24 protein-coding genes and 1 pseudogene are annotated in these 24645 nt (G+C 71.6%); 20 read left to right on the top strand and 5 right to left on the bottom strand.

Features of this window, described 5'->3' with window-relative positions; translation table 11 throughout:
- Nucleotides 1-8 precede the first annotated feature (8 nt).
- The 11 genes from ACFYP3_RS14750 to ACFYP3_RS14700 are packed head-to-tail and all read left to right on the top strand — an operon-like array spanning nt 9 to nt 11518.
- Entirely contained in the window at nt 9-377 is a 369-nt protein-coding gene (locus ACFYP3_RS14750; RefSeq protein ID WP_388831583.1) for a cupin domain-containing protein, read from the top strand.
- Nucleotides 374-1993: a class I tRNA ligase family protein gene (locus tag ACFYP3_RS14745; protein ID WP_388831581.1), complete on the top strand. Its 1620-nt coding sequence runs from the start codon at nt 374-376 to the stop codon at nt 1991-1993. Before ACFYP3_RS14750 ends, ACFYP3_RS14745 begins: the two co-directional genes overlap by 4 nt.
- Nucleotides 1994-2008: 15 nt before the next feature.
- A complete protein-coding gene (locus ACFYP3_RS14740) occupies nt 2009-3337 on the top strand; it encodes an MFS transporter (protein WP_388831579.1) in 1329 nt (442 codons plus the stop codon).
- A gap of 14 nt (nt 3338-3351) precedes the next feature.
- The gene (locus ACFYP3_RS14735; RefSeq protein WP_388831577.1) at nt 3352-4599 is read left to right on the top strand and encodes an ATP-grasp domain-containing protein; all 1248 of its coding nucleotides are present in this window, start codon (nt 3352-3354) and stop codon (nt 4597-4599) included.
- Nucleotides 4592-5416, top strand: a complete 825-nt coding sequence (gene ddaH / locus ACFYP3_RS14730; RefSeq protein WP_388831575.1) for a dimethylargininase — start codon at nt 4592-4594, stop codon at nt 5414-5416. The genes ACFYP3_RS14735 and ddaH overlap by 8 nt, the downstream gene beginning before the upstream one ends.
- On the top strand, nt 5413-5748 hold the full coding sequence (locus ACFYP3_RS14725) for a hypothetical protein (protein ID WP_030707650.1): 336 nt from the start codon (nt 5413-5415) through the stop codon (nt 5746-5748). Before ddaH ends, ACFYP3_RS14725 begins: the two co-directional genes overlap by 4 nt.
- The gene (locus ACFYP3_RS14720; protein WP_388831573.1) at nt 5745-7523 is read left to right on the top strand and encodes an ABC transporter substrate-binding protein; all 1779 of its coding nucleotides are present in this window, start codon (nt 5745-5747) and stop codon (nt 7521-7523) included. The genes ACFYP3_RS14725 and ACFYP3_RS14720 overlap by 4 nt, the downstream gene beginning before the upstream one ends.
- Nucleotides 7523-8026: a YbaK/EbsC family protein gene (locus ACFYP3_RS14715; protein WP_388831571.1), complete on the top strand. Its 504-nt coding sequence runs from the start codon at nt 7523-7525 to the stop codon at nt 8024-8026. The genes ACFYP3_RS14720 and ACFYP3_RS14715 overlap by 1 nt, the downstream gene beginning before the upstream one ends.
- A gap of 5 nt (nt 8027-8031) precedes the next feature.
- Complete coding sequence (locus ACFYP3_RS14710; RefSeq protein ID WP_388831569.1) at nt 8032-9294, top strand: ATP-grasp domain-containing protein; 1263 nt, start codon at nt 8032-8034, stop codon at nt 9292-9294.
- Between the two features lie 35 nt (nt 9295-9329).
- Nucleotides 9330-10475, top strand: a complete 1146-nt coding sequence (locus tag ACFYP3_RS14705) for an NAD(P)/FAD-dependent oxidoreductase (protein ID WP_388831567.1) — start codon at nt 9330-9332, stop codon at nt 10473-10475.
- Between the two features lie 35 nt (nt 10476-10510).
- Nucleotides 10511-11518, top strand: a complete 1008-nt coding sequence (locus ACFYP3_RS14700) for an MmcQ/YjbR family DNA-binding protein (RefSeq protein ID WP_388831565.1) — start codon at nt 10511-10513, stop codon at nt 11516-11518.
- Nucleotides 11519-11645: 127 nt separating this feature from the next.
- Here the strand turns inward: ACFYP3_RS14700 and ACFYP3_RS14695 are convergent, their stop codons facing one another.
- The gene (locus ACFYP3_RS14695; protein WP_388831563.1) at nt 11646-13088 is read right to left on the bottom strand and encodes an NB-ARC domain-containing protein; all 1443 of its coding nucleotides are present in this window, start codon (nt 13086-13088) and stop codon (nt 11646-11648) included.
- Between the two features lie 326 nt (nt 13089-13414).
- Here ACFYP3_RS14695 and ACFYP3_RS14690 point away from each other — a divergent pair, with 326 nt between their 5' ends.
- On the top strand, nt 13415-16480 hold the full coding sequence (locus ACFYP3_RS14690) for a BTAD domain-containing putative transcriptional regulator (RefSeq protein WP_388831561.1): 3066 nt from the start codon (nt 13415-13417) through the stop codon (nt 16478-16480).
- A 73-nt stretch (nt 16481-16553) separates the two neighbouring features.
- Here ACFYP3_RS14690 and ACFYP3_RS14685 read toward each other — a convergent pair whose 3' ends face one another.
- Nucleotides 16554-16718 (bottom strand): hypothetical protein, encoded by a 165-nt coding sequence (locus ACFYP3_RS14685; RefSeq protein ID WP_388831559.1) that lies wholly within the window; start codon nt 16716-16718, stop codon nt 16554-16556.
- A gap of 85 nt (nt 16719-16803) precedes the next feature.
- Nucleotides 16804-17724: a hypothetical protein gene (locus ACFYP3_RS14680; protein ID WP_388831557.1), complete on the bottom strand. Its 921-nt coding sequence runs from the start codon at nt 17722-17724 to the stop codon at nt 16804-16806.
- Between the two features lie 205 nt (nt 17725-17929).
- Here ACFYP3_RS14680 and ACFYP3_RS14675 point away from each other — a divergent pair, with 205 nt between their 5' ends.
- Nucleotides 17930-18484, top strand: coding sequence for a LysM peptidoglycan-binding domain-containing protein (locus tag ACFYP3_RS14675; RefSeq protein ID WP_388831555.1), 555 nt, complete (start codon nt 17930-17932; stop codon nt 18482-18484).
- A gap of 62 nt (nt 18485-18546) precedes the next feature.
- Here the strand turns inward: ACFYP3_RS14675 and ACFYP3_RS14670 are convergent, their stop codons facing one another.
- A complete protein-coding gene (locus tag ACFYP3_RS14670; protein ID WP_388831553.1) occupies nt 18547-19239 on the bottom strand; it encodes a DUF5324 family protein in 693 nt (230 codons plus the stop codon).
- A gap of 175 nt (nt 19240-19414) precedes the next feature.
- On the opposite strand from ACFYP3_RS14670, the gene ACFYP3_RS14665 reads away from it, so the two are divergent.
- On the top strand, nt 19415-19942 hold the full coding sequence (locus ACFYP3_RS14665; protein ID WP_388831786.1) for a peptidylprolyl isomerase: 528 nt from the start codon (nt 19415-19417) through the stop codon (nt 19940-19942).
- Nucleotides 19943-20053: 111 nt separating this feature from the next.
- Nucleotides 20054-20935: a rhomboid family intramembrane serine protease gene (locus ACFYP3_RS14660; protein ID WP_388831551.1), complete on the top strand. Its 882-nt coding sequence runs from the start codon at nt 20054-20056 to the stop codon at nt 20933-20935.
- Nucleotides 20936-21050: 115 nt separating this feature from the next.
- Here ACFYP3_RS14660 and crgA read toward each other — a convergent pair whose 3' ends face one another.
- On the bottom strand, nt 21051-21305 hold the full coding sequence (gene crgA, locus ACFYP3_RS14655) for a cell division protein CrgA (RefSeq protein ID WP_030383881.1): 255 nt from the start codon (nt 21303-21305) through the stop codon (nt 21051-21053).
- Nucleotides 21306-21396: 91 nt separating this feature from the next.
- Between crgA and ACFYP3_RS14650 the strand changes: the two genes are divergently transcribed.
- The 5 genes and pseudogenes from ACFYP3_RS14650 to ACFYP3_RS14630 all read left to right on the top strand — a co-directional run.
- Complete coding sequence (locus ACFYP3_RS14650; protein ID WP_388831549.1) at nt 21397-22170, top strand: DUF881 domain-containing protein; 774 nt, start codon at nt 21397-21399, stop codon at nt 22168-22170.
- Nucleotides 22142-22912, top strand: a complete 771-nt coding sequence (locus ACFYP3_RS14645; RefSeq protein WP_388831547.1) for a class E sortase — start codon at nt 22142-22144, stop codon at nt 22910-22912. Before ACFYP3_RS14650 ends, ACFYP3_RS14645 begins: the two co-directional genes overlap by 29 nt.
- 50 nt (nt 22913-22962) lie before the next feature.
- Nucleotides 22963-23178, top strand: coding sequence for a hypothetical protein (locus ACFYP3_RS14640; RefSeq protein ID WP_388831796.1), 216 nt, complete (start codon nt 22963-22965; stop codon nt 23176-23178).
- Nucleotides 23175-23813 (top strand): aminodeoxychorismate/anthranilate synthase component II, encoded by a 639-nt coding sequence (locus ACFYP3_RS14635; protein WP_388831545.1) that lies wholly within the window; start codon nt 23175-23177, stop codon nt 23811-23813. The genes ACFYP3_RS14640 and ACFYP3_RS14635 overlap by 4 nt, the downstream gene beginning before the upstream one ends.
- Nucleotides 23814-23953: 140 nt before the next feature.
- Nucleotides 23954-24634 (top strand): annotated as a pseudogene (locus ACFYP3_RS14630) (class E sortase); the annotation flags it as partial.
- Nucleotides 24635-24645: the final 11 nt, after the last annotated feature.

The following is a 24645-nucleotide window of genomic DNA, read 5'->3' as shown; positions in this document are numbered from 1 at the left end:
CGACCCCCATGCTCACCAAGCAACTCGACCGCGACGCCCTGACGCACGAGAACGGACTGGACGCCCAGCGTCTGCTGCCCTGGCCCGAGCTCAACGCCCCCTTCGAGGGGTCCTGGTGCGTGATACGCCCCGGCACCGCGTCGACGGCGCACGCCCACCACGAGTACGAGATCTTCATCGCCGTCTCCGGCACCGCGGTCCTGGAATCGCAGGGTGTCCGCAAACCCCTCGTGACCGGCGACATCGTCTACTTCGCCCCCGGCTCGGACCACCGGGTGATCAACGAGTCCGCGGAGGACTTCGAGATGTATTCGGTCTGGTGGGACCTCGACATGACGCAGCGGTTCGCGGCACGCCACGAAGGAGCCCGGGCATGACGCGCCGTACGGTCATCATCGCGCCCCCGCCGACCCCCAACGGGGATCTGCACACGGGGCACCTGGCGGGCCCGTACCTGGCCGGTGACGTGTACGCGCGCTACCTGCGGGCGTCCGGCCGTCCGGTGATCTTCACCAGCGGCACCGACGACAGCCAGACGTACGTGGTGTCCAGCGCGGCCAAGGCGGGTCTGACGCCGGAGGAACTGGCCCTGCGCTCCGCGACGCAGATCCGCGCCACCCTGGAGGCGGCGGGCATCTCCGTGGACGGGTTCGCCCCCTTCGACAAGGGCTACCGGCAGACCGTCATCGACTTCGTCACCGACCTCCACAACGACGGCGCGTTCCGGCTGAAGACCGTGCGCCTGCCGTACGTCGAGGCCACCGGCGAGTACCTCATGGAGGGCCTGGTCGCCGGCGACTGCCCGGTGTGCCTGGTGGAGAGCCGCGGCGGACTCTGCGAGTCGTGCGGACACCCCAACAACTTCGACGAGCTGCTGCGTCCGCGCTCCACCGTCGACCCGGACGCCGTGGTCACGCACCGCGAGGCGCAGATCCTCGTCCTGCCGATGGAGGAGTACCGCGACCGCCTCGCCGACTACTACGTCAGGCACCGGGACGTACTGCGGCCGCACACCGCGCAGCTGGTCCGCGAGGCGCTGGAGCGCCCGCTTCCGGACTTCCCGATCACCTACCCCACCGCCTGGGGCATCCCGGCGCCGTTCACCGAGACGCCCGGCCAGGTCCTCAACGCCTGGGCCGAGGGCATGGCCGCCTCGATGTACTGCACCTGGTACGCGGCCGAGCAGCTCGGTGAGCACACCGACCGGTACGACGAGCACTGGCTGTCCGAGCACGGCATCGACCTCGTGTACTTCCTCGGATTCGACAACGTCTACTTCTGGGGAATGACGCACCTGGCGCTGCTGATGGCGCACGGCGACCGGTACGTCGAGCCGCACGCCATCGTGTCGAACGAGTTCTACGAGCTGGAGAACCAGAAGTTCTCGACAAGCAAAGGCCACGTGGTCTGGGCCGCCGATCTGGTGGCCGAGGTGCCCCGCGACCTGGTCCGCTTCTACCTGGCGCTCACCGCGCCCGAGCACTCCCGGACGAACTTCAGCCGCGAGGCGCTCGACACCCTGGCGAGCTCGCGACTGGTCGAGCCGTGGAACCGGCTCGTCCGCCGCGTGGCGGACCTGCTCGCCGACGTCCCGGCGGACGCGCTGCTCCCGGTGTCGCGGACCGGCGCCGACCACGCGGGCATCGTCGTCGAGCGCTTCCGCTCCCACTACGAGCTGGAGAGCTTCAGCCTCCACCGCGCGGCGGACCTGGTCGTCGTCCACCTCGACCGGCTGCTGAAGCAGGCGGACCGGGTGGCCGCGGACGTCCCGAGCGACCTCGGTGACCTGGTCCTCGCCGTCCGGACGCTGACGGCCTGCGCCGCTCCGCTGCTCGTCGACCTCGCGGCCCGTGCCGAGCGGGCCGGGGCCGATCTGACCCTGCCGGCCGGGGCCTTCACCACCGACCCCGTCGCTCCGCTGCGACTCCCCCTCCTGTCCACCGCGGTCGGGGCGTTCGCGCCCGTGGCCGAGCCGGCCGACATCCGAGCCTGACCTCCGAGGAGCACTGTGTCCACGATCGCCCCGCCCCGTCCCAATCGGGCAGAACGCCTGCTCATCCCCGCGACCTTCATCACCAACCTGGGCAACGGCATCCAGCTCACCGCCGCCTCGTACCTGGTCTTCACCGAGGCCAACACGATGCTCGCGGTCAGCTGGCTGATGATCGCCGTCACCATCCCGCAGGTGGCGCTCTCCCTGTTCTTCGGCAAGCTCGCCGACCGCTTCGACCGCCGGACCCTGGCGATGGTCTCCGACCTGGCCAGCGCCGCCGCCGCGATCGGTCTGCCGCTCTGGCTGGCCCTCGGCGGCAACCCGTCGACCGTCAGCTACGTCGCCAGCTTCATCCTGTCGATCTCCGCGGCCCTCTTCTTCCCGGCCAGCAACGCCCTGATCAAGGAGCGCATCCCGGAGTCCCGGCTCGCCCAGTTCAACGGCAACGCCGAGATCGCCATCCAGGCCGGCACGCTCGCCTCGGCGGCCCTCGGCGGCTGGGTGATCGTCTGGGTCGGCACCACGTCGCTCTTCTACTTCAACGCGATCACGTTCCTGGTCTCCGCCGCCCTGCTGTTCTTCATCGGCCGTCGCCCCGCCGGCCAGGCCGTCACCGAGGCCGCCGCGAAGGCCGCGTCGGCCGCCGCCGCCAAGCTGTCCGGCTCCCGCCCGCCGCTGGCCCGTCTCGCGGTGCTCTACATCATCGGCAACATCGTCATCATCGTCGGCAACAGCATCATGCTGGTCCTGGTCATCGAGGGCTTCAAGTCCAACGCCGGCTACCTCGGCATCGTCGACGCCCTGTTCGGCATCGGTGCGCTGTTCGCGGCCTGGGCCTTCAAGAAGATCAGCTCCAAGGCCACCGTGCTGAAGACGGCCCTGATCGGCTACCTCGCCTTCGCGGTGCTCCTGTCCATGGAGTCCATCCACCTCTACGCGATGATGGCCGTCATCCCCTTCGCCGCCATCGCCTTCTGCGTGGCACGCATCTCCGCCCGCACCGCCCTGATGAGCGCGGCGCCCGAGGAGAAGACCGGCTTTGTCTTCGGTGCCACCAACGCCTTCGGCCTCGCCGCCGGCACCACCGCCGTCGTCCTGATCTCGCTCCTGGTCGACAGCACCAACGTGAAGAACGGCTTCTACGCCCTCTCCGCCCTGGTCGTCGTCATCGCCACCATCACCGTGATCTCGCTCAGCAAGCACGACCGCGAGGTCGCCGCCGCGGCCGCCGCCGCGGAGTCCGAGTCCATCGCGGAGCCCGCCGCCCCGGCCGGGACCAGCGAGCCCGCCGCCACGGTCGAGGCCGAGGCCGAGGCCCGCGAGTCCGTCCCGGCCAAGGTCTGAGGGGAGAGGCAGAGATGAAGCTGCTCGCCATCGAGGCCAGCCAGAACGCCACCTACTACATCTCCCGCTACCAGCAGGTCCAGGAGCTCGGAGCAGAGGTCTACGTCCTCAACGGACTGGGCAGCGAGGACTTCTGGGACGCCGAGCGGTACCGGATCGCGGGATCCAAGCACATCGAGGACATCGTCACGGCCGCCAAGGTCTGGCACGCGGAGGAGGAGTTCGAGGGGGTCCTGACCTTCTCGGAGTCCGGGGTCGTCACGGTGGCGGTCGTCGCCGAGGCGCTCGGACTGCCGAGCATCGGCTTCGAGGCGGCCCGCACCAGCCGCAACAAGCTGCTGATGCGCCAGGCGCACGAGCGCGGCAGCGCGGCGCACCCCGGCTTCCGGTACGCCCCCGACGTCGAGGCCGCGCTGGCCGCCGGCGAGGAGCTGGGTTACCCGCTGATCCTCAAGCCGACCCTGGGCGCCGCCAGCAACTTCGTCTTCAAGGTCGACGACCCGCAGGAGATGGCGGCCCGCTTCGCGGACGCCACCTTGGGCATCGAGACCATGACCTGGGCGCTGATGGAGGCGGACGGCCTGGACCTCGGCCCGAACGGGATCATCGTCGAGGGCTACCTCGACGGCCACGAGCACCTCATCGAGGCGCTGGCCTGGGACGACGAGGTCTACCTCGGCTCCATCGTGGACCGGATCACCGTGGAGAGCGGGACCTTCGACGACGACGTCCACCACGCGCCGAGCTCCCTGACCCCCGAGCAGGTGGCCGCCGTCCACGCGGTGGTCCGGGACGCCGCCCACGCCCAGGGACTGCGGCGGTCCGTGCTGCACGCCGAGGTGAGGTTCCACCAGGGCAAGCCCTTCATCCTGGAGATAGCGATCCGTCCCGGCGGCGGCGGCCTGGACCACATGGCGCGCATCAGCGCCGGCCACGACCCCATCAGGTGCGTGGTCGACGTGGCCCGCGGCACCCGGCCCGACGTCTCGCACTACGCGCCGACCGGTGTGCACACCGCCGCGATGTGCCTGATCAGCGGGGCGGGCACGGTGGAGTCGATCGAGGTGCCCGCGGAAGTCCCGGACTCCGTCTTCTTCCTGAAGATCACGGCCACGCCGGGGACCGTCATCAAGCGTCCGCCGGCGGGGAACAACATCCTCGGCTTCCTGGGTGCCACGGGCGAGTCGCTGGAGGAGGCGCTGAGCACCGCCCACATCGTGGCCAGCCGGATCCGCACCGAGATGAGGCCGGAGCATGGCTGAGACCCCCCGGCGTACGGCCACGAAGCGGCACTACCTGATGTGCCGGCCCACCCACTTCGAGGTGAGCTACGCGATCAACCCGTGGATGAACCCGGACAAGCCGATGGACGCCGGGCTGGCCCTGGCCCAGTGGGAGCGGATCCGCGACCTCTACCTCGGCTTCGGCCACGAGGTCTCCTTCATCGACCCGGTCCCGGGCCTGCCGGACATGGTGTTCTCCGCCAACGGCGCCACCGTGATCGACGACAAGGTGCTCATCGCGCGGTTCCGCCACCGGGAGCGGGCGGCCGAGGCCGACGCGTACCGGGCCTGGTTCGAAGGGCACGGTTACCCCGAGGTCCTCGTCCCGGAGCACGTCAACGAGGGCGAGGGGGACTTCGCCCCGGCCGGCCGGCGCGTGCTGGCCGGTGCGGGATTCCGCAGCGACCCCGTCGCTCACGAGGAGCTCCGCGCGTTCTTCGGCCTGCCGGTGGTCGGCCTGGAGCTGGTCGACCCCCGCTTCTACCACCTGGACACCGCACTGTGCGTCCTCGACGACGACCTGGTGACGTACTACCCCGCCGCCTTCTCCGAGGAGAGCCGGGAGGTGCTGCGGGAGCTCTACCCGGACGCGATCCTCGCGACTCGGGACGATGCCGACGCCTTCGGTCTGAACGCGGTCAGCGACGGACTGAACGTGGTCCTGACGGAGACCGCCACGCACCTGATCGGTGAGCTGCGCGAGCGCGGCTTCGAGGTGCACGGCGTGGACATGTCGGAACTGCTGAAGGCCGGTGGCGCGGTCAAGTGCATCACTCAGGAGATACGACACCGGTGATCGACTACGACGGCAGAAGTTTCCGCAACACCGGATACCCGGCGGGCGAGGACGCCCCCGTCGGCCACTACCGCCAGGAAGGCGACCTGCTCTGGGCCGACTTCGACGGCGGCCCCGTCCGCCGGGGCTCGCTGAACGGCCGCGTGGAGCCCGACGGGAACCTCGAATTCGCCTACACGATGGTCCTCGCGGACGGCGAGGTGATCGCCGGCAGGTGCTGGAGCACCCCCGAGTTCCTCGACGACGGACGCATCCGGCTCAACGAGCGCTGGGAGCGCTACGGAGCCCATTCGGACAGCGGCGAATCCGCACTGGAGGAGGTACCGAGATGACCCCGCCCACCACCCCGCTCCGCGGGGGCAGCGTGACCTGGGCCTGCACCAGCGGCTTCAGCCCGGTCTTCATCTTCCCGTTCACCCCCGGCGAGTACTACGGGGTGGCCAACCTGCACGAGTTCCAGACCCTGATGTACCGCCCGCTGTACTGGTACGGCACCGGCGGCCAGCCGACCGTCGACTACGAGCGCAGCCTCGCCGAGCCGCCCGAGTGGAGCGAGGACGGACGCACGGCGACGATCACCGTGAAGCCGTACAAGTGGTCGAACGGCGAGACGGTCAACGCCGACAACGTGATGCTGTGGATGCACCTTCTGGAGGCCGAGAAGGACAGCTTCGGCGGCTACACGCCGGGCTTCTTCCCGGACAACCTGGCCGGCTACGAGAAGGTCGCCGAGGACAAGGTGAGCTTCACCTTCGACCGCGCCTACTCGCACAACTGGGTGCTGATGAACCAGTTCAGCACCATCACCCCGCTGCCGAAGGCCTGGGACCGCACCGGCGACGACCGGCCGGCCGACGCCACCCACGACCCGGCCCAGGCCTCCGCGGTCTACGCCTACCTGCGGGCCTGCAACGACGAGCGCAAGGGCTGGGACACCAGCCCCGTCTGGAGCGTTGTCAACGGCCCCTGGAAGCTGAGCAGTTACACCATCGACGGCACCTCGGGCGATTGCGTCCTGGTGCCCAACGAGCACTACTCCGGCCCCAACAAGCCCTACCTGGACGAGTTCCGGCTGGTGCCCACCGACTCGGACACCGACCAGTACGAGATGCTCCGCCGGGGCCCCGAGGCCGTCGACGGCGTGCAGATCGGTTTCCTGCCCTTCGACGAGGTCACCGAACCGGCCGAGGACCCGGAGCTGGGCGGGCCCAACCCGCTCGGCGAGCACTACGACCTCGTGCCCCAGCTCACTTACAAGATCCATTACTTCCCGATCAACTTCAACAACCCCACCGTCGCCGGAAAGATCTTCAAGCAGCTCTACTTCCGCCAGGCGCTCCAGTCCAGCCTCGACTCCCGCGGCGCGATCCGCGACGTCTACAAGGGCTACGGCTACCCGACCACCGGGCCCATCCCGGCCCTGCCGGACAGCCCGCTGCTCTCGCCCGCCGCGCACGAGGACCCGTACCCCTTCGACATCGACGCGGCCCGCCGCTACCTCACCGAGAACGGCTGGGACACCAGCACCACCCCGGGGACGTGCGTCCGGGCGGGGACCGGACCCGGCGAGGCGGGAGAGGGCATCCCGGCCGGCACCCCGCTGCGCTTCTCGATGCGGTACGCCAAGGGGCACGAGACGCTGACCGCGGTCATGCGCAAGTTCGCCGCGGACGCCGCGCAGGCCGGCATCGAGATCGAGCTCACCGAGGTCGAGGCGAGCGTCCTGGTCCTGGAGGACACCACCTGCACCCCGGGCCCCGACAGCCCGTGCCTGTGGGAGTTCAGCGACTGGAACGGCGGCTGGGGCTACGGCCCGGGCTTCTACCCCACCGGAGAGGCCCTCTACTCCACCGGATCCTCGGTCAACTTCGGCAGCTACAGCGACCCGAAAGCCGACGAACTGATCGCGCGCACGGTCGTCAGCGACGACCTGGAGGACCTCTACGCCTACCAGGACTACATCGCGCAGCAGGTCCCGGTCATCTGGATGCCCAACTTCCCCTTCCGGCTCCTGGAAGTCGCCAAGAACCTCCAGGGCGTGGCCCCGGTCAACCCCTTCGGGCTGATCAATCCCGAGGACTGGCACTACGTCGGCGAGGAGCTGTGATGTACCAGAGGCTGCTCGACCACCTCGACGGGCACCAGGCCCGCTACCGCCTGATCGACCACCCCGCCGAAGGCCGCACGGACCTGGCGAGCGTGCTGCGAGGCCACCCGCTGGAGCAGGCCGCGAAGTGCATCGTCGTCCGCGTGAGCATCACCAAGCGGGTCGGCAAGTACGTGCTCGCGGTGGTGCCCGGTGACCGGCAGGTCGACCTGGAGGCGGTCGGCTCGCTGTTCGGCGGCGGCCGGACGGCCTTCGCGACGCCGGAGATCGCCGAGCGCCTGGCCGGCAGCGTCTGCGGCACGGTGATGCCGCTCAGTTTCCACCCCGATCTGCACCTCGTCGTCGACGAGGGCCTGATCCTCACCGAAGAGATCTACTTCAACGCGGCCCGCCTGGACCGCTCCGTGGCCCTGTCCACCCCCGACTACCTGGCCATCGCCCAGCCGCAGCTCGCGGCGATCGCGACGGCCGGCGACCGGGTCCTGACCCACTCCGCGAGGTGACGAAGATGACGGAAGACGCCAAGACGACCGATGACGGCGTGGTGATCCTGGTCGGCAGCGGACAGCGGGCCTACCGCGAGTACCTGCTCGCGGCAGCCGCCCGCCGGCGCCCGATCTGGATCCTGGACGCGGTGGACCCGACCTGGCAGTCGGAGTACGTCATCGGCTCGACCACCGTCGGGCTGCTCGACAAGGAACGCCTGGTGCCCGACCAGGAGGGGCTGATCAAGGCCGCCGAGGCGGTGGCCGCCGAACACCGGGTGGTGGGGGTGTTCAGCTACGACGAGACGCTCGTGGTGACCACCGCGCTCATAGCCGAGCGGCTCGGCCTGCCCGGACTGACCTCGCGGGGCGCCGACAACTGCCGCAACAAGCACAACACCCGGCAGCTGCTGACCGCCGCCGGACTGCCCCAGCCGCACTTCGCCTACGTGACCGACGCCGACCAGGCGCTCGCGGCGGCCGACTCCTTCGGCTACCCGGTCGTGCTCAAGCCCCGCGGCATGGGAGCGAGCATCGGCGTCATCCGGGTCGACCACCCCGAGGCGGTCCGCGCGGCCTTCGAGGTCGCCGACGCCGCCGGCCATGGCGGCAACAGCGACTACGAGGGCGGGGCGCTGGTCGAGGAGTGCGTGATCGGGCCCGAGATCAGCATCGACGGCGTGGTCTTCGACGGCGCGTGGACCCCGCTCTTCCTCGCGCACAAGGAAGTGGGCCTGGAGCCCTACTTCGAGGAGACCGGACACGTCGTCAGCGCCACCGATCCGCTGCTCGCCGACGAGGAACTGCTGGGCATCCTGCGCGACGCCCACCGGGAACTGGGAGTCGGCTACGGCATCACCCACACGGAGGTGAAGCTCACCTCCCGCGGTCCGGTGATCATCGAGGTGAACGCCCGGTTGGGCGGCGACCTCATCCCGTACCTGGGCAGTCTCGCCACCGGGATCGAGCCGGGCGAGGTGGCCGCGGACGTGGCGAGCGGCACCCGGCCCGAGTGGACGCCGACCCGGTCCCGCACCGTGGGCATCCGCTTCCTCTACCCGCCGCAGAACGGCACCGTCCGCTCGGTCGACGTGCCTGCCGCGTCCGACACCCCGGGGCTGCTGGAGGCGAACGTCATGGTCGGGCCCGGGACGACGCTGCTGCTGCCGCCGGACGGCTACCTCAGCCGGTACGCCAACGTGATCTGCGCCGGCGACGACCGGCCGGCCTGCGAGGAGCACCTCGCCAAGGCCGCCGCACTGACCACGATCGTCCTCGACAGCTGACCCGTCGGCACCGGAACACGGAAAGGAGGTGTGTGATGTCGGCGAGGGTGACAGTAGTGGGCGGCGGTGTGATCGCCCTGCTCACGGCAGTCGAATGCGTGCTCGACGGACACAAGGTCACGGTCGTGGACCAAGGCCCCATCCCGCACAGCAGAGCCACCTCTTTCGACCAGCACCGGATCCTGCGGGCCCTGCACCCCTCGGATCCACAGGCCACGGCGGCCGCGCTGCGCGCGCACCACCGCTGGGTCGAACTGGAAGAGCTCTTCCTGACCCGCTTCTACGAACAGGTCGGCGCCCTCACCGTGCTGCCGCCCGCCGCGGCGGCGCAAGCGGCGGCGATGCTCGGCAACGCCGGAGGCAGCGTCAGGGAACTGACCGCGGCCGGCCTGTCCGACCGCTATCCGCACCTGCGCCTCGACGGCGGTCTCGGCGCGGTACTCGAGGACGAGGCGGGAGTCCTGCTCGCCGAACGGGTCCTCGCCGCGTGCGTCGGCTGGCTGAAGTGGCAGTCCGGCATCGAGCTCATCGAGCACCGGGCCGTGACCGCCGTCGACGGCGAGAGCGGCAACGTACGACTGGTGGACGGGCGGGTGCTGCACGCCGACGCGGTCCTGGTCGCGGTCGGCCCCTGGTCCCGCGGTCTGATGCCGGAGGCCGTCGCCGAACGGCTGACGCTGTTCCGCCAGTCCCTCCTCTACTGCCGGGTGCCCCGGCAGCAGGCGCGGGCCTGGGCGTCCACCCCGGCCGTCCCCGCCCTCGGCACCAAGGGGGGAGCCTGGCTGATCCCGCCGGTGGCGGGCACGGCCCTCAAGCTGACCTCGGCCACCGCCTGCCGGGTGGTGGACGAACTCACCGATCACGCCACCGATCCGTACTGGCAGCGCCGGCTGGAGAAGGAGTTCGGGGACCTGCTGCCCGGCTTCGGTCCGGCCTGGGTCACCGCCGCCAAGGACGCCTACTACTCCTCCTTCTCCGAGACCGGCGGACCGCTGGTGGTCGCCCTCGGCGGCGACGCGTACGCGTACGCGGCCTGCGGTGGCACATCCTTCAAGTTCGCGCCGCTCATCGCGCGCTCGCTGGCGGACCGGCTGACCGGCCGGATCCCGTCGCCGATCGGGCTCGGCGCGCTCGACGCGCCGCCGCTCGACGCGGTCGCCCCGCAGCTCGCGGGCCGGTGAGCGGGCGGCCGAGGGTGGAAACGAAGGAGCAGACGGTGGTCACGACGGACGACGTACGCGGGCTCGCGCTCAGCCTGCCGAGAACCGAGGAGCACCTGATCCGGGACCGCGTGAAGTTCCGGATCGGGAAGATCGTCTACCTCGCGCTCTCCCGGGACGAGACCGAGCTGGGCTTCGCCTTCCCCAAGGAGGAGCGGGCGGCGCTCGTCGCCGCCGAACCGGCGAAGTTCCTCCTGCCCCGCGCGTCCGACCTGCGCTTCGACTGGGCCGAGGCCAGGATGGCGGCCCTGGACCTGGAGGAGCTGACGGAACTGGTCACCGAGGCCTGGCGGATGGTGGTGCCGGCCAAGGTGGCGCGCGCGCACCTGGCCCCGGCCGCGCCGCCGCCCCCGCCCGCCCCCACCCTCGCCGAACTGCGTTCCTCGGCCGAGGTGTTCAACGGCTTCGCGGGAGTGGACCGGAGCTGGCTGGCGCTGCGCGAGGCGACCGCGCCCGGTCTCGACCTCTCCGTCGCCGCCCACCGCACCGCCCTGCACCGCTGGCTGAACTCCTGGGGCTGCCGGATCCGCTACCCGCGGGAGGGGGAGCCCGACCTGTTCGGCGCCGGGCTCGCCGCCTGGTGGGAGAGGCACCACCCCCTGCCGCACGCGCCGCTGTCCCGGCTCACCCCCCGGGACATCTCCCGCTTCGCGCGGGCCTACGAGGACCTGGCCGCGCTGCCGATCGGCCGCCGCAGTCTCGGCCCGACCGCCGCGTCCAAGGCGCTGTACGCCCTGCGCCCCGACTCGGTCATGCCGTGGGACGCGGCGATCGCCGACCGGCTCTACGGCGTACGGGACGGGGCCGCCTTCGCCCGCCACCTGGAGACCGGCCGGGCCTGGGCGCGGGCGGCGCTCGCCGAGGGCGGCGACGCGCAGGAGCGGACCCTGTGCGCCGACCTCGGCCGTCCCGGGATCTCCCTCGCCAAGATCCTCGACGAGCACCTCTACCTCACGATCACCCACGCGGCGGGCAGGCAGGGCCCCGGGCGCTCCGAGACCTGAGCGGACACGCGCGAAGGCGCCCCGCAAGCCGAGCTGCGGAGCGCCCCATGGTGGCGACCGCGACCTGGGCCGGCTCTTCCGGATCTTGCCTCGCCCGCGCCGCCCGGCACGATCCGGAAGAGACGACCTAGCGGGAGACCCGCGCGAGCACGTCGGCGCGCGCCACGGGCACCTGCTCCTCCTCCGTCGGGTCGGGCTGGGCCAGCGCGAACGCCCTGGCCATCGGCGTCAGCCCGTACTGCCCCGGCAGGTCGGAGTGTTCGACCAGACCCGCGTCGAGGAGGCGTTCGAGGAGGTCCTCCACCGGCTGGGCTGAGCGCTCGACCAGGACGGCGAGCGCGTCCGTGGACTCGTACACGACGTTGTCGACGGAGGGCGGGTTCTCGGAGCCGGCGAACTGGCGCAGCATCAGGCGGGCCCACGGGGTCAGCAGCCGGTAGGCGCTGTCCAGTCGGCTGCCCAGGCTGTCGTCCCCGACCTGTAGCCGGCCCAGGAAACGGCCGGGTTCCCGCCGCCCCTCGCCGAGCAGTTCGGCCACGGAGTCCTGCAGCATCCACTCGGGCCGGGCCGCGATGCGCCGGCCGGCCAGGTTCAGCGCGAGCGGCAGGTCCCCGCACGCGTCGGCGAGGCGCAGGCAGGCGCGCGGTTCGGTGCCGACCCGGTCTTCGCCGATCAGTCGGGCGAGCAGCTCCATGGACTCGTCGCGGTCCAGGGCGGGCAGCCTGATCCGGCCAATTCCGTCGAGTCCCAGCAGCCTGGAGCGGCTGGTGATGACGATGCGGCTCTCGGGCGCCGCGGTGAGCAGTTCCCGTACCTGCCGCTCGTGCTGCACGCCGTCCAGCACCACGAGCAGCCGGCGCCGGTGGAGCAGCGAGCGGTACAGCCCGATGCGCTGCCCGGGATCGTTCGGGATGCGGTCGGCGGGGATGCCGAGCGCCTCCAGGAAACCGCCCGCGATGCCCGCCGCGTCCTTGCGTCCGTCGGCGGCCGGGTCCAGGTTCGCGTAGAGCTGTCCGTCCGGCAGGCCGGGCGCCAGTTCGTGGGCGAGCCGCAGGGCGAAGGCCGACTTGCCCGCTCCGACCTGACCGCTGATCAGCAGCGGGCCCGACGGGCGCTGTTCGCCGTAGGTGGGGGCCGTCAGCGCGCGGGCCCGCTGGAGCAGTTCGATCCGTCCCACCAGGGGACGAGCCTCCATCGGCAGCTGGGCGGGCGGCGGCAGGACGGCGCGCACGTCGGCGGCGCGCAGTTCGTTCTCCTGGTGCTGCTGGACGGCCTTGGCCGCCGGGCGGGCCGCGCCCTCGTCGCCGTCGGCGCGTGCCGCCTCGTGCCAGCGGCGCTCCCAGGTGGCGCGGTCCCCGCCGCAGGCTTCCGCGAAGGCGAGGGCCACCTGAAGGGTCGGGAGGCGGTATCCGGCGGCCGCGTCGGAGAGCACCGAGGCGGAGAACATGGCCCGGGTGGCCATGTCGCGGTATCCGGGGCTGCCGGCCGCGGTCCGCAGCCTGCGCAACTCCCGGGCGAACGCGGTGACTGGTCCGGCATCGGGGGCCAGTGGTCGCTCCAGTCTTCCCACACCTTGCTCCTTTGGCACTCGTTCTGTGTGCTGCCAGCTCCTGCGGCCTGCCCATGAACTGTCTGTGTCGCCCTTCCTGATCTGCTACCGGATGCTTACCGGCTGCTAGGGGGAACCCCTATGATCCGGGTGACATGACCTGGCCAGGGGTCGTGTTCTTGGGGGGTGGATAGCCGATGCCGGGGGCGGATACGGAATCCGGGGAGAGACGGAGCGCGGATCCCGTGGGGGGAAGACCGCGTTTTCACGTGCTCGGATCGCTTGAGGGGTGGGACGGAGAAGTACGGCTGAGGCTGGGGGGAGCGATACAGGAACGGGTCCTGTGCATGCTCCTTCTCGAAGCCGGCCGGGTGGTGCCCGTCGCCCGATTGGTCGAGGCGACCTGGGAGAAGGACCCGCCGGTGACCGCGGCGCACCAGGTCCGCAAGGCCGTCGCCGATCTGCGGCGGCGCATACCGGCCGGCAACGCGGTGATCGCGACCGACGGGCCCGGATACCGCGTGGTGGTGGCGGACGACCAGGTTGACCTCCTGGAGTTCGACGCACTGACCAGGGCGGCGGGCCGGGCCGTGCGGGAGGGCCGGCGGTCCGAGGCCGCCGAGTACCTGCGGTCCGCTCTCGCCCTGTGGCGGGGATCGGTGCTGTCCGGCGCGGGCGGGCCGGTGATCGAGGCCGCGGCGACCGCGCTGGAAGAGCGTCGGCTGGCGGCTGCCGAACAACGCTACGAGTTGTGCCTGGCGCTGGGCGAGAGCGGCGAGCTCATCTCGGGGCTACGCGCGCTGATCACCCAGCACCCGCTGCGGGAGACGCTGCGCGGTCAGTTGATGCTCGCCCTGTACCGCTCGGGCCGACAGGCCGAGGCGCTCAAGGAGTTCGGGGAGGTCCGCGAGCTCCTCGTCGACGAGCTCGGGATCGATCCGGGACCGCGGCTGTCCCGGCTGTACGAGGCGATCCTGCGGGACAGTCCCGAACTGGCCACGCCCGAGCGCCCGCAGCCCGTACCCGTGGCGCCCGTACCCGAGGTGCCCGCTCGGCCGGAACCGGCCGAGCAGGCGGCCCCCGTACCGCCGGCGCCCGAGCCGGCCGTTCCCGTACGGGCGGCGACCGAGCCCGCGGCGGCCGGGTCGCCGGAGCCGGTTCCCGCGGAGCCGGCGGCGGCCGGGACGGGGGCGACCGACGCCCCGTGCACTCTGCCGTACGACCTGCCCGACTTCACCGGCCGCGCCAAGGAACTGGCCGAACTCTTCGACTACGTACAGGACGAGGGCCGGGGCGCCGAGCGGTACTCCCGGATCGTGGCCATCGACGGCATGGGCGGCATGGGCAAGACCACCCTGGCCGTCCGCGCCGCACACCGCCTGGCCGGGGGGTATCCCGATGGGCAGCTCCACATCGACCTGCACGGATTCACCCCGGGCGGCCGGCCCGTCTCACCGGCCAGCGCGCTCGACAGCCTGCTGCGGACCGTCGGCACGCCCGGCGACCGGATCCCCGAGGACCTGGAGGGCCGCACGGCCCTGTGGCGCTCGAGGCTGGACGGCCGGCGGATGCTCCTGCTGTTCGACAACGCGGTCGACGCCGCGCAGATCCGGCCACTGCTGCCGGCCTCGCCCGGCTGTCTGGTCCTGATCACCAGCCGGGGACGGCTGCTGGACCTCGACGGCGTCGAGTGGGTGTCGATCGGGATGATGGAGCCCGAGGACAGCACCAGCCTGATGACCGAGACGCTCGGCACGACCCGGGTGGCCGCCGAGCCCGAGGCCTCCGCCGAACTGGCCGAGCTGTGCGGACACCTGCCGTTGGCCCTGCGGATCGCGACCGCCCGGCTGCGCAACAGACCGCGCTGGACGGTGCGTTACCTGGTCGAGCGGCTGCGCGACGAGAAACGCCGGATGGACGAGCTGAGTTCGGGCGAGCGCAGCGTCGCGGCGACCCTGCGCCTGTCGTACCTGGCGATGGACGAGGAGTACCGCACGGCCTTCCGCATCCTGAGCCTGTACCCGTGCGCGGGAACGGACGTGCACTCGGCGGCGGCCCTGCTCGGCACGGCCGTCCGGGACGCCGAGGACGCCCTGGAGTTCCTCCTCGACGTGCACCTGGTGCAGCAGCCCGACATCGGCCTCTACACCTTCCACGACCTGGTGCGCAGCTTCGCGCAGAGCCTGCGGGGACCGGCGACGGCGGAGGACGACGCGGCGGCCGTCGAGCGGCTGCTCGGCTACTACCTGACGACCTCGAACGCCGCCTGCGAGGTGCTGTTCCCCGGTCGCGAGCGCCGGCCCACCGGCATCCCGCCCTACCAGGGGGAGCGGCCGGCCTTCACACTGGCCGAGCAGGCCGTCAGCTGGTTCGACCGGGAACAGGCCGGGCTGCTGGCCGCCGTGTCCCTCGCCGAGCGCTCCGGCCACGACCGGTACGCGGCCTGCCTGAGCCGCAACGTCGGCTTCCACCTGCACGCGCGCGGACAGCTCGACGAGTTCTGGAGCGTCGGCCACCTCGCGGTCGCCGCCGCCCGCCGGCTCGACGATCCGGCGCTCCTCGGCATCAGCCTCGCCAATCTGGGCGCGGCCTGCTGGAAGCTCGGCCGCTTCGAGGAAGGGCTGGAGGTGGCCAGGGAGGCGCGCGACACCGCGATGCGCGCCGGGGACCGGCACACCGAGGCGCACAGCGAATCGACCATCGGGCTGCTGCTGTCGATGCTCGGGAGGTACGGGGAGGCGCTGCCCCTCCTGGAGCGCTCGCTCGGCATGTCCAGGGAGCTGGGCAACCCGCGCGCGGAGGCCGAGAACCTGACCACCCTCAGCACGCTGTACGAGCGGTGGGGCCGCTACCCGGAAGCGGCCCAGGCCGCCCGCCGGGCGATCGGGATCGGCCGCGACCTCGGCTACCGCAGCAACGAGATCGTGGCCCTGGCCGATCTGGCCTTCGCCCAGGTGGGCCTCGGCGACTACACGGACGCGCACGAGACCCTCAAGCGCGCCCGGGACCTGTGCGACGAGACCAGGTCGCCGGGGGACGTCGCCCTGGTGCTCGCGGTGTCCGCCCAGGTGGCGCAGGAGCGGGGGGACGGCACGCAGGCCCGTTCCTTCGCCGAGCGGGCCCTGTTCCTCGGCCGTGCGAGCGGCGCCCCGATCCGGCTCGCCAAGGTCGAGAACGTCCTCGGCCGGCTCCACATGACGTGGGGGGAGTACGAGGAGGCGCTGGCCCTGCACGCCCACGCCCACAAGATCGCCGCCCCGATGAGCTTCCGGGCCGAGGAGGCGTCCGCCCTGGTGGGCCTCGCCCGTGCGGCGGAGGCGCTCGGCCGCTCCCCGGAGGCGGCCGGACACCGTGCGGCCGCCGAGGAGTTATTCGAGTTCATGGGTCTGCCGGAGCACCGCCGGACGTACTGACCCGGCACGCGGACGTGCCCCGCACCGGAATCCGGTGCGGGGCACGTCCGCGTGGTGCGCGGGGAGCGGCTGCTCAGCGGGTGGTCGGGCCCGGGGAGGGGGCGCCGGGGCCCTTGTCGTCCGCGAGGACCTCGTACCCGGAGGGCTGACCGGCGTCCGTGGACTGGACCGTCACACCGACGCCGATCACGAGGGTCGCCGCGAAGATCCCGATCAGTCCGGCCAGCTTGCTGCGCATGTGTTGAACCCCCACGTTGTGTACCGGTGCGGCTCCCGTGTGGTGCGGTGGCCGCTCTCGACAGGACACAGACTGGCGGTAGCCCTTACCGGTCCGTTCCCCTCTCGATACCGCTCCCGGCCGCGGACCGGGAACGGCCGTTACCGGCCCGTTCCCGGTCGGGCTCGGTGGCCGCCGCGATCCGCGATCCCCGCGCGCTGACCAGCACGTCCGTCCGCGTGGTGCCCGATTCGTAACCGGCGAGATCCAGCAGGGCCCGCACCGTCGCACGGATCCCGGCCTGCTCCGTCTCGTGCAGCGGTACGGCGTTCCCCTCGGGGGTGATGTCGGCGACGAGGTGCATTCCGTCGACCGTCAGGGTCTCCACACGGAACTTGGCTCCCGTCAAGAGCTCTTCGACGAGATAGGGGGCCGAATGCCGTGCGGTGACGGCCTGTTCGGCCCACCGGTCCAGCGCACGCCGGTCGTGCACCGGAACCGTCCACCAACAGCCCGCCTTGTCGGCCGACTTGATGACCACCGGCAGGGGGAAGTCCTCCGCCAGCGAGCGCGCCTCGGCGACGGACCTGGCCTCCTCGGCGCGTACGGCCGAGGTCCGGCTCTCGTTGAGGATGCGCCGGATCGTCACCACGTCCGGCAGCCGGCCCGAGGGGGTCTCCGGGCATGCGGAGAGTTCCCGCAGCACTTCCCCGGCCGCGGCCGCCGCCCCGCTGCCGAGACCCTTCTCGAGATCGCTCGCGAGGTACAGGACGTGTCCGATGCCGTGTTCGACGACCGTGTCCGACAACAGGGCGCGCAGCGCGGCCGTGTCGGCGAAGTCCACTTGGAGGAGTCGCTGCGGGGGCAGCCCGGCGGGAAGCCGTGCCCGGGGTGGACACGGGCCGCTGTCCGACACCACCCAGACGTCCAGGCCCGCCACGACCGCGGCGCTCACGAGCCCCGGTCCGGGCCTGACCAGCACGACCCGCTCCGCGGACTGGTTGATGATCACAGAATTCTCCTCCATCGTGTCCCACGATGCTGGGGCCGCGCGTTCCCGCTCCCTTCCCGGGCCGTTCCCGGCCGCAGGCCGGAGCACCGCGGGCGCCGCGCGGCGCACCGCCGGAGGTCGCCCGGATGGCCGTGTCACAGGGCCACCCCGCGCCCCGTGTCCGACAGTGGGGGAAGGCACCGAGCCCAGGGGGGCACCCTCACGCCGGAGGCGTACGCACATGGGACTCTTCGACTTCCTGAAGTCCGACAAGAAGAAGGAACACGAGGCCGCCGACAAGGGGAAGGAGCAGGTGGAGCAGCAGCCGGCCGCGCGGGCCGCCCCTCCCGCGAGCTCGGCCGCCGACGCCGCCGCGGCCACCAGGGCCGCCGCCGAGCGGATGGCGGCCGCCGCACCGCCCAAGCCCAAGCCCACGCCCGCCCCCGCGACCCCCAGCCCCACGTCCGCCGCGCACAAGGCCGTGCCGGCCCCTCCCAAGCCCGCCGCGATGCCGAAGCCCGGTCCCGCGCCCGCCGCGCCGGCGGGCGCCGCGCACACCCCCTCCCCCACGTCGGCCGCGCACAAGGCCGTGCCCGCCGCGCCGATGCCCAAGCCGGGGGCCACCGCGAAGAAGCGCACGTACACCGTCCAGGCCGGCGACTCGCTCTCCGCCATCGCCCGCCGCGAGCTGGGCAACGAGGCCCGCTGGCGGGAGCTCTACGCCATGAACAAGGGGGTCGTCGGGCCGAACCCCGACCTGATCCGGCCCGGCACGGTCCTCACCCTCCCCGGCTGAGCACCCACGCGGAAGGGGCCCGGATCCAGCCGGATCCGGGCCCCTTCCGCGTGTCCGTACGCTCAGCGCTGCGGGTCGTCCGCAGCCGGACCGGACTCGCGTTCCTTGGCCGCGAGCTCGTCGTCGAAGCTCGCAGGAGCGGCGTCCTGCGTCGACAGCTCCGTGGCCGCGGGCGGCTCGACCAGCCAGTCCGGGTTCGACTGCTGGTCCCACCACTTCCACGCCGCGTAGGCGGCGCCGGCCAGCACGCCGATCACCACGACACCCTTGAGCAGGCCCTTGCGGCGCTCCCGCCGCTCGTGGCGCCGCACCAGCTTCTGCACTTCCTTGGCCGAGATCTGGCCGCGCAGCGCCGCGATGGCCGCCACCGACCGCGAGGCGGCCTCCTCGGCCACCGGTGTGGCGGCCGCGAGCGCGCTCTCGATCCGCGGCTGGGTGTAGTCGGCGGCCTGCCGCGCGGCGACGCGGGTCTGGTGCACCGCCTTCGTCGCCGCCCGGTCCACGTGCGGCGGCACGTGCGCGCGCGCCGCCTTGAGCCGGGGATGCAGATGGCTGTCGTAGGTCGTACGCGCCTGTCGGGCGGCCGCGTCGGCCGCGTACGACACCTTCGGCGCGAGCAGTTCGTTGGCTTCTTGGGCGTAGTGCACCGCGGCGTCCCTGGCGGATTCCGCGTACGGTGCCACCACTTCCGCCGCGTGCAGGAAACTTTCCCTGGCGCTCTCGGCTGCCAGGCGCACGCTGTCCTTGCGGGTCACGGGGATCCTCCTCCTCGGTGGCGGACACAGTTCACCTTTCCACCCTTTGTCGGATCATGCCTGTCCTCTTACCGAGAGGCATGCGTGACAGGGCATACGGGTGGAGGATTTCAGTGCTGCGGAGCGCTCCGTGCGACCATCTGGACCGACAGTGATGACTATGGAAGGCAGATCCGTGGCCGAGAAGCTCTACGCCACCCTGAAGACGACCCACGGCGACATCGAGATCGAGCTGCTGGAGAACTTCGCTCCGAAGACCGTCCGGAACTTCGTGGAGCTCGCCACCGGCGCGCGGGAGTGGACCCGCCCCACCGACGGTCAGAAGACCACGGACCCGCTGTACGACGGCACCGTCTTCCACCGCGTCATCAGCGGCTTCATGATCCAGGGCGGCGACCCGCTCGGCAACGGCACCGGCGGCCCCGGCTACCGGTTCGCCGACGAGTTCCACCCCGACCTGGCCTTCACCAAGCCCTACCTGCTCGCCATGGCCAACGCGGGACCGGGCACCAACGGCTCGCAGTTCTTCATCACCGTGGCGCCCACCGCCTGGCTGACGCGCAAGCACACCATCTTCGGCGAGGTCACCGACCCGGCCGGCCAGAGGGTCGTGGACGCCATCGCCGGCAGCGCCACCAACCCGCGCACCGAGCGCCCCCTGGACGACGTGATCATCAAGTCCGTGGTCGTCGAGAGGCGCTGACGGCTCCGGGAACCTTTCCGCCCCGCCCGTCCGTCCTGCATGCGTATGAAGTGATGGGGCATAACGGACCGGCGGGGCGCACCCCTGCCTCGCCGCCGATCGAGGGAACCGATGGACACCGACCGTCTGCCGGGCTGCTACCGCCACCCGGACCGCGACACGGGGATCAGCTGCACCCGGTGCGAGCGCCCCATCTGCACCGACTGCATGATCAGCGCCTCGGTCGGCTTCCAGTGCCCCGAGTGCGTCCGTGAGGGCTCCGGCACCGGGCACCCGCCGACCGCCAACGCGCCGCGGACCATCGCCGGCGGGGTGGTCGCCTCCGACCCCCACCTCGTCACCAAGATCCTCATCGGGATCAACGTCCTGGTGTTCCTGGTGGCCGCGATCGACCCGGCCCTGGCGGTCCAGCTGGAGCTGATCGGCCGCTACCGGGAGTTCGCGTTCGCACCCGGCCCCGTCGAGGGCGTGTCCACCGGCGAGTACCACCGGCTGCTGACCTCGGTGTTCCTGCACACCGAGCTGTGGCACATCGCGGGCAACATGATCGGCCTGTGGGTCATCGGCGGCCCGCTGGAGGCGGCACTGGGCCGGGCCCGCTACCTGACGGTCTACCTCTTGTCGGGCCTGGGCGGCAGCGCCCTCGTCTATCTGCTGACCGCGCCGAACACCCCGACCCTCGGCGCGTCCGGCGCGGTCTTCGGCCTGCTGGGCGCCACGGTCGTCCTGGTGCGCCGGCTGCGGTACGAGATGCGCCCGGTGCTCGTCATGGTCGCGCTGATGCTGCTGCTGACCTTCGTACCGCTCGGCACCGGCCTCAGCGTGTCCTGGCAGGCCCACGTGGGCGGCCTGGTCACCGGCGCCCTGGTGGCGTTGGGCATGCTCACGCCCGCCGTCGGCAGGACGCGCGCACTCGTCCAGTGGGGGACCTGTGCGGGGGTGTTCCTGCTGGCCACGGCCCTGGTGCTGGTCCGCACGGCGGAACTCACCTGATCACACCGGCGTCAACTCTCCACAGAGTTATCCACAGATCTTCTGTCTTTTCCTCAGGTGTGGATGACGCTGTGGATAACTCATGGGGAGAGCTTCCGTCAGAGGTCGAGAGGTGCTACTTCCACTGCGTGGACACACCGAATCCCGCGGCGATGAAGCCGAAACCGACCACGATGTTCCAATTGCCCAGCGCCTCGATCGGCAGCTGGGTCTCGGTCACGTAGAAGACGACGATCCACGCGAGTCCGATCAGGAAGAACGCCAGCATGACCGGGGCGACCCAGCTGCGGTTCGTCAGCCGGATGCTCTGCGGCTGCCGCGTGGGCGGCGGCGTGTAGTCGTCCTTCTTGCGGATACGTGACTTCGGCACGAGGGGCTCTCCTGTCGATGCGCTGGGGACCTTGCCTGCCCCGGGCGTCCGTTAGCGTAGTGGACCTGTGGCGTTGAAGGAGAAGGGTACGTTGAGCGATTCCGACGACTCCTCCGCGGGTCCCCGTCGCCGGGCCAGGCCGGTCCGGCTGCTGACGGCCGCCGTCTTCGCCCTGGCCGGGCTGCTCTTCGTCACCAGTTTCAACACCTCCAAGGGTACGAACATCCGGACGGACGCCTCGCTCCTCAAGCTGTCGGACCTCATCAAGGAGCGCAGCCAGGACAACGCGGAGCTGGAGCAGAGCACCGGCGCGGCCCGCCGCCGGGTGGACGCCCTCGCCGACCGCGACGACGGCAGCACCAAGGCCGAGGACGCGAAGCTGGCCGCCCTGCGCGCCGCCTCGGGCACCGAGGAGCTGTCCGGCAAGGGGCTGACGGTCACCCTCAACGACGCCCCGCCGAACGCCACCGCCCGCATCCCCAACGTGCCCGAGCCGCAGCCCAACGACCTGGTGATCCACCAGCAGGACCTCCAGGCCGTGGTGAACGCCCTCTGGCAGGGCGGCGCCCAGGGCATCCAGGTCATGGACCAGCGGCTCATCTCCACCAGCGCGGTGCGCTGCGTGGGCAACACCCTGATCCTCCAGGGCCGCGTCTACTCGCCCCCGTACAAGATCTCGGCGGTCGGCGACCCCGGCGCGCTGAAGAAGGCCCTGGCCGCCTCGCCGGCCCTGCAGAACTACCAGCTGTACGTCAACGCCTACGGGCTCGGCTGGAAAGTGGACGAGCACAAGGCGCTGACACTTCCGGGCTACTCCGGCACAGTGGACCTCCACTATGCGAAGCCGGTGGCTCCCACCCCGTGAGCGGGTCCGTTCCGACGTCGTACTGCGCCTGCTGGTACGGACGTTCAGCGAGGTGTGCCTGACGGCGGGCACGCTGATCCTGCTCTTCGTCGCCTACGTCCTGCTGTGGACCGGGGTCAAGGCCGACCGGGCCATGGACGGGGAGCGGGCCGGGCTGCGCGACCGCTGGGCGGCCGCCGCCCCGGCGGCCGCGCCGCAGCCCGCGTCGTCCGCGCCGCAGGCGGCCCCCGCCGAACCGGCCGCACCCGCCGAACCGGCCCCGCCCCCCTACCCCGCCGGCCGGGCCTTCGCCCAGATGTACGTCCCGCGCTTCGGCCCGGACTGGGTCAAGCCCGTCCTGGAGGGCACGGACGCCGAGCTGCTGAAGAAGGGCCTGGGCCACTACGCCGCCACCGCCCCCCTCGGCGCCACCGGGAACTTCTCGGTCGCCGGCCACCGGCGCACCTACGGCGATCCCTTCAAGGACTTCCCGGAACTGCGCGCGGGCGACGAGGTGATCGTCAAGGACGAGAGCACCTGGTACACGTACACCGTGCGGGGCGGGCCCCTGCGCACGCTGCCGACCCGGGTCGGGGTGGTCGCCCCGGTCCCGGAGAAGTCGCCGTTCACCACGCCCGGCCGGTACCTGACCCTGACGACCTGCGATCCGGAGTGGGGCCACAGCCACCGGCTGGTCGTCTGGGCGGAGCTGACCGGGGCCCGCCCCGTGGGGCAGGGCCCGCCGGAGGGTTTGTCCGGGTGACCCACCCCGTCGGGCCGCTGCCTTTAGTCTGTTCGCGTACCGCCCTTGCGGTGCGTTGGACGAACGTGGACGAAAAGGAAACAGGCGGCATGTACGGCTGGATCTGGCGGCACCTGCCGGGCAACGCGTGGGTCCGCGCGCTGATCTCTCTCGTACTGGTCCTCGCGGTGGTCTTCGTGCTCTTCCAGTACGTCTTCCCGTGGGCCGAGCCGCTCCTGCCGTTCAACGATGTGACGGTGGACGAGGGATCGGGAGCCACTCCGTGAGCGCGCGCATTCTGGTTGTCGACAACTACGACAGCTTTGTCTTCAACCTGGTCCAGTACCTCTACCAGCTCGGCGCCGAATGCGAGGTGCTGCGCAACGACGAGGTCGAGCTCGCGCACGCGCAGGACGGCTTCGACGGTGTCCTGCTGTCCCCCGGACCGGGCACGCCGGAGGAGGCGGGCGTCTGCATCGACATGGTCCGGCACTGCGCGCGGACGGCCGTTCCCGTCTTCGGCGTGTGCCTCGGCATGCAGTCGATGGCCGTCGCCTACGGCGGCGTCGTCGGCCGGGCGCCCGAGCTGCTGCACGGCAAGACCTCACCCGTGCTCCACGAGGGGCGGGGCGTCTTCGAGGGACTGCCGTCGCCGTTCACCGCGACCCGCTACCACTCCCTCGCCGCCGAGCCCGGCACCCTGCCCGACGCGCTGGAGGTCACGGCGCGCACCGAGGACGGGATCATCATGGGCCTGCGCCACCGGGAGCACGACGTCGAGGGCGTGCAGTTCCACCCCGAGTCCGTCCTGACCGAGTGGGGTCACCGGATGCTCGCGAACTGGCTGGTGCGGTGCGGCGACGCGGGTGCCGTCGAGCGGTCGGTGGGGCTGGCCCCGGTGGTGGGCAAGGCCGTCGCGTGACGACGGTCGCGCCGTCCGCGCCCACGGAGGGCCGGGCCGCGCGACGCAGGGCAGCTCAGGAGGCCGCGAAACGGGCCGCCAGACACACCCGGAGACGGGGCGGCCGGCGGCGCAGGCGGCCGGCGTCGGGCGGCCCGGTGGTCATCGCGAGCCGGCTGGGCGGAGAGCTGTTCATCACGGTGGGGCTGGTGATGCTGCTGTTCGTCGCCTACCAGCTCTGGTACACGAACGTCGTGGCGGAGCGGGCGGCCTCCGGGGCCGCCGGCTCGCTGCGCCAGACCTGGGAGCACCCGCCGGGCGGCGACGGGGCCGCGGCGCCGCCCGTGACGGCCTTCGAACCCGGCCAGGGCTTCGCCATCCTCCACATCCCCAAGCTCGACGTGAAGGTCCCGGTCGCGGAGGGCATCAGCAAGCCCAAGGTGCTGGACCGGGGCATGGTCGGGCACTACGGCGAGGGCGCCCTGAAGACGGCGATGCCCTCGGACGCGCAGGGCAACTTCGCGGTGGCCGGCCACCGCAACACCCACGGCGAGCCCTTCCGCTACATCAACCGGCTGGTGCCCGGGGATCCCGTCGTGGTCGAGACCCGGGACGCGTACTACACGTACGAGACGACCTCGTCGCTCGCCCAGACCCCGCCGACGAACGTGGCGGTGATCAAGCCGGTGCCGGAGGGATCGGGATTCACGTCCCCGGGCCGGTACATCACGCTGACCACCTGCACCCCGGAGTTCACCAGCACCTACCGGATGATCGTATGGGGCAGGATGACCGACGAACGGCCCCGCAGCCAGGGTCCGCCGCCCGCGCTGACCAGTTAAGGACGAAACAA

Origin of the sequence: Streptomyces sp. NPDC005533 (assembly GCF_042871845.1) — a bacterium.
Taxonomy (GTDB): Bacteria; Actinomycetota; Actinomycetes; order Streptomycetales; family Streptomycetaceae; genus Streptomyces.
The sequence above is the reverse complement of the archived record's forward strand: the minus strand, read 5'-3'. Positions and strand labels throughout refer to the sequence as shown.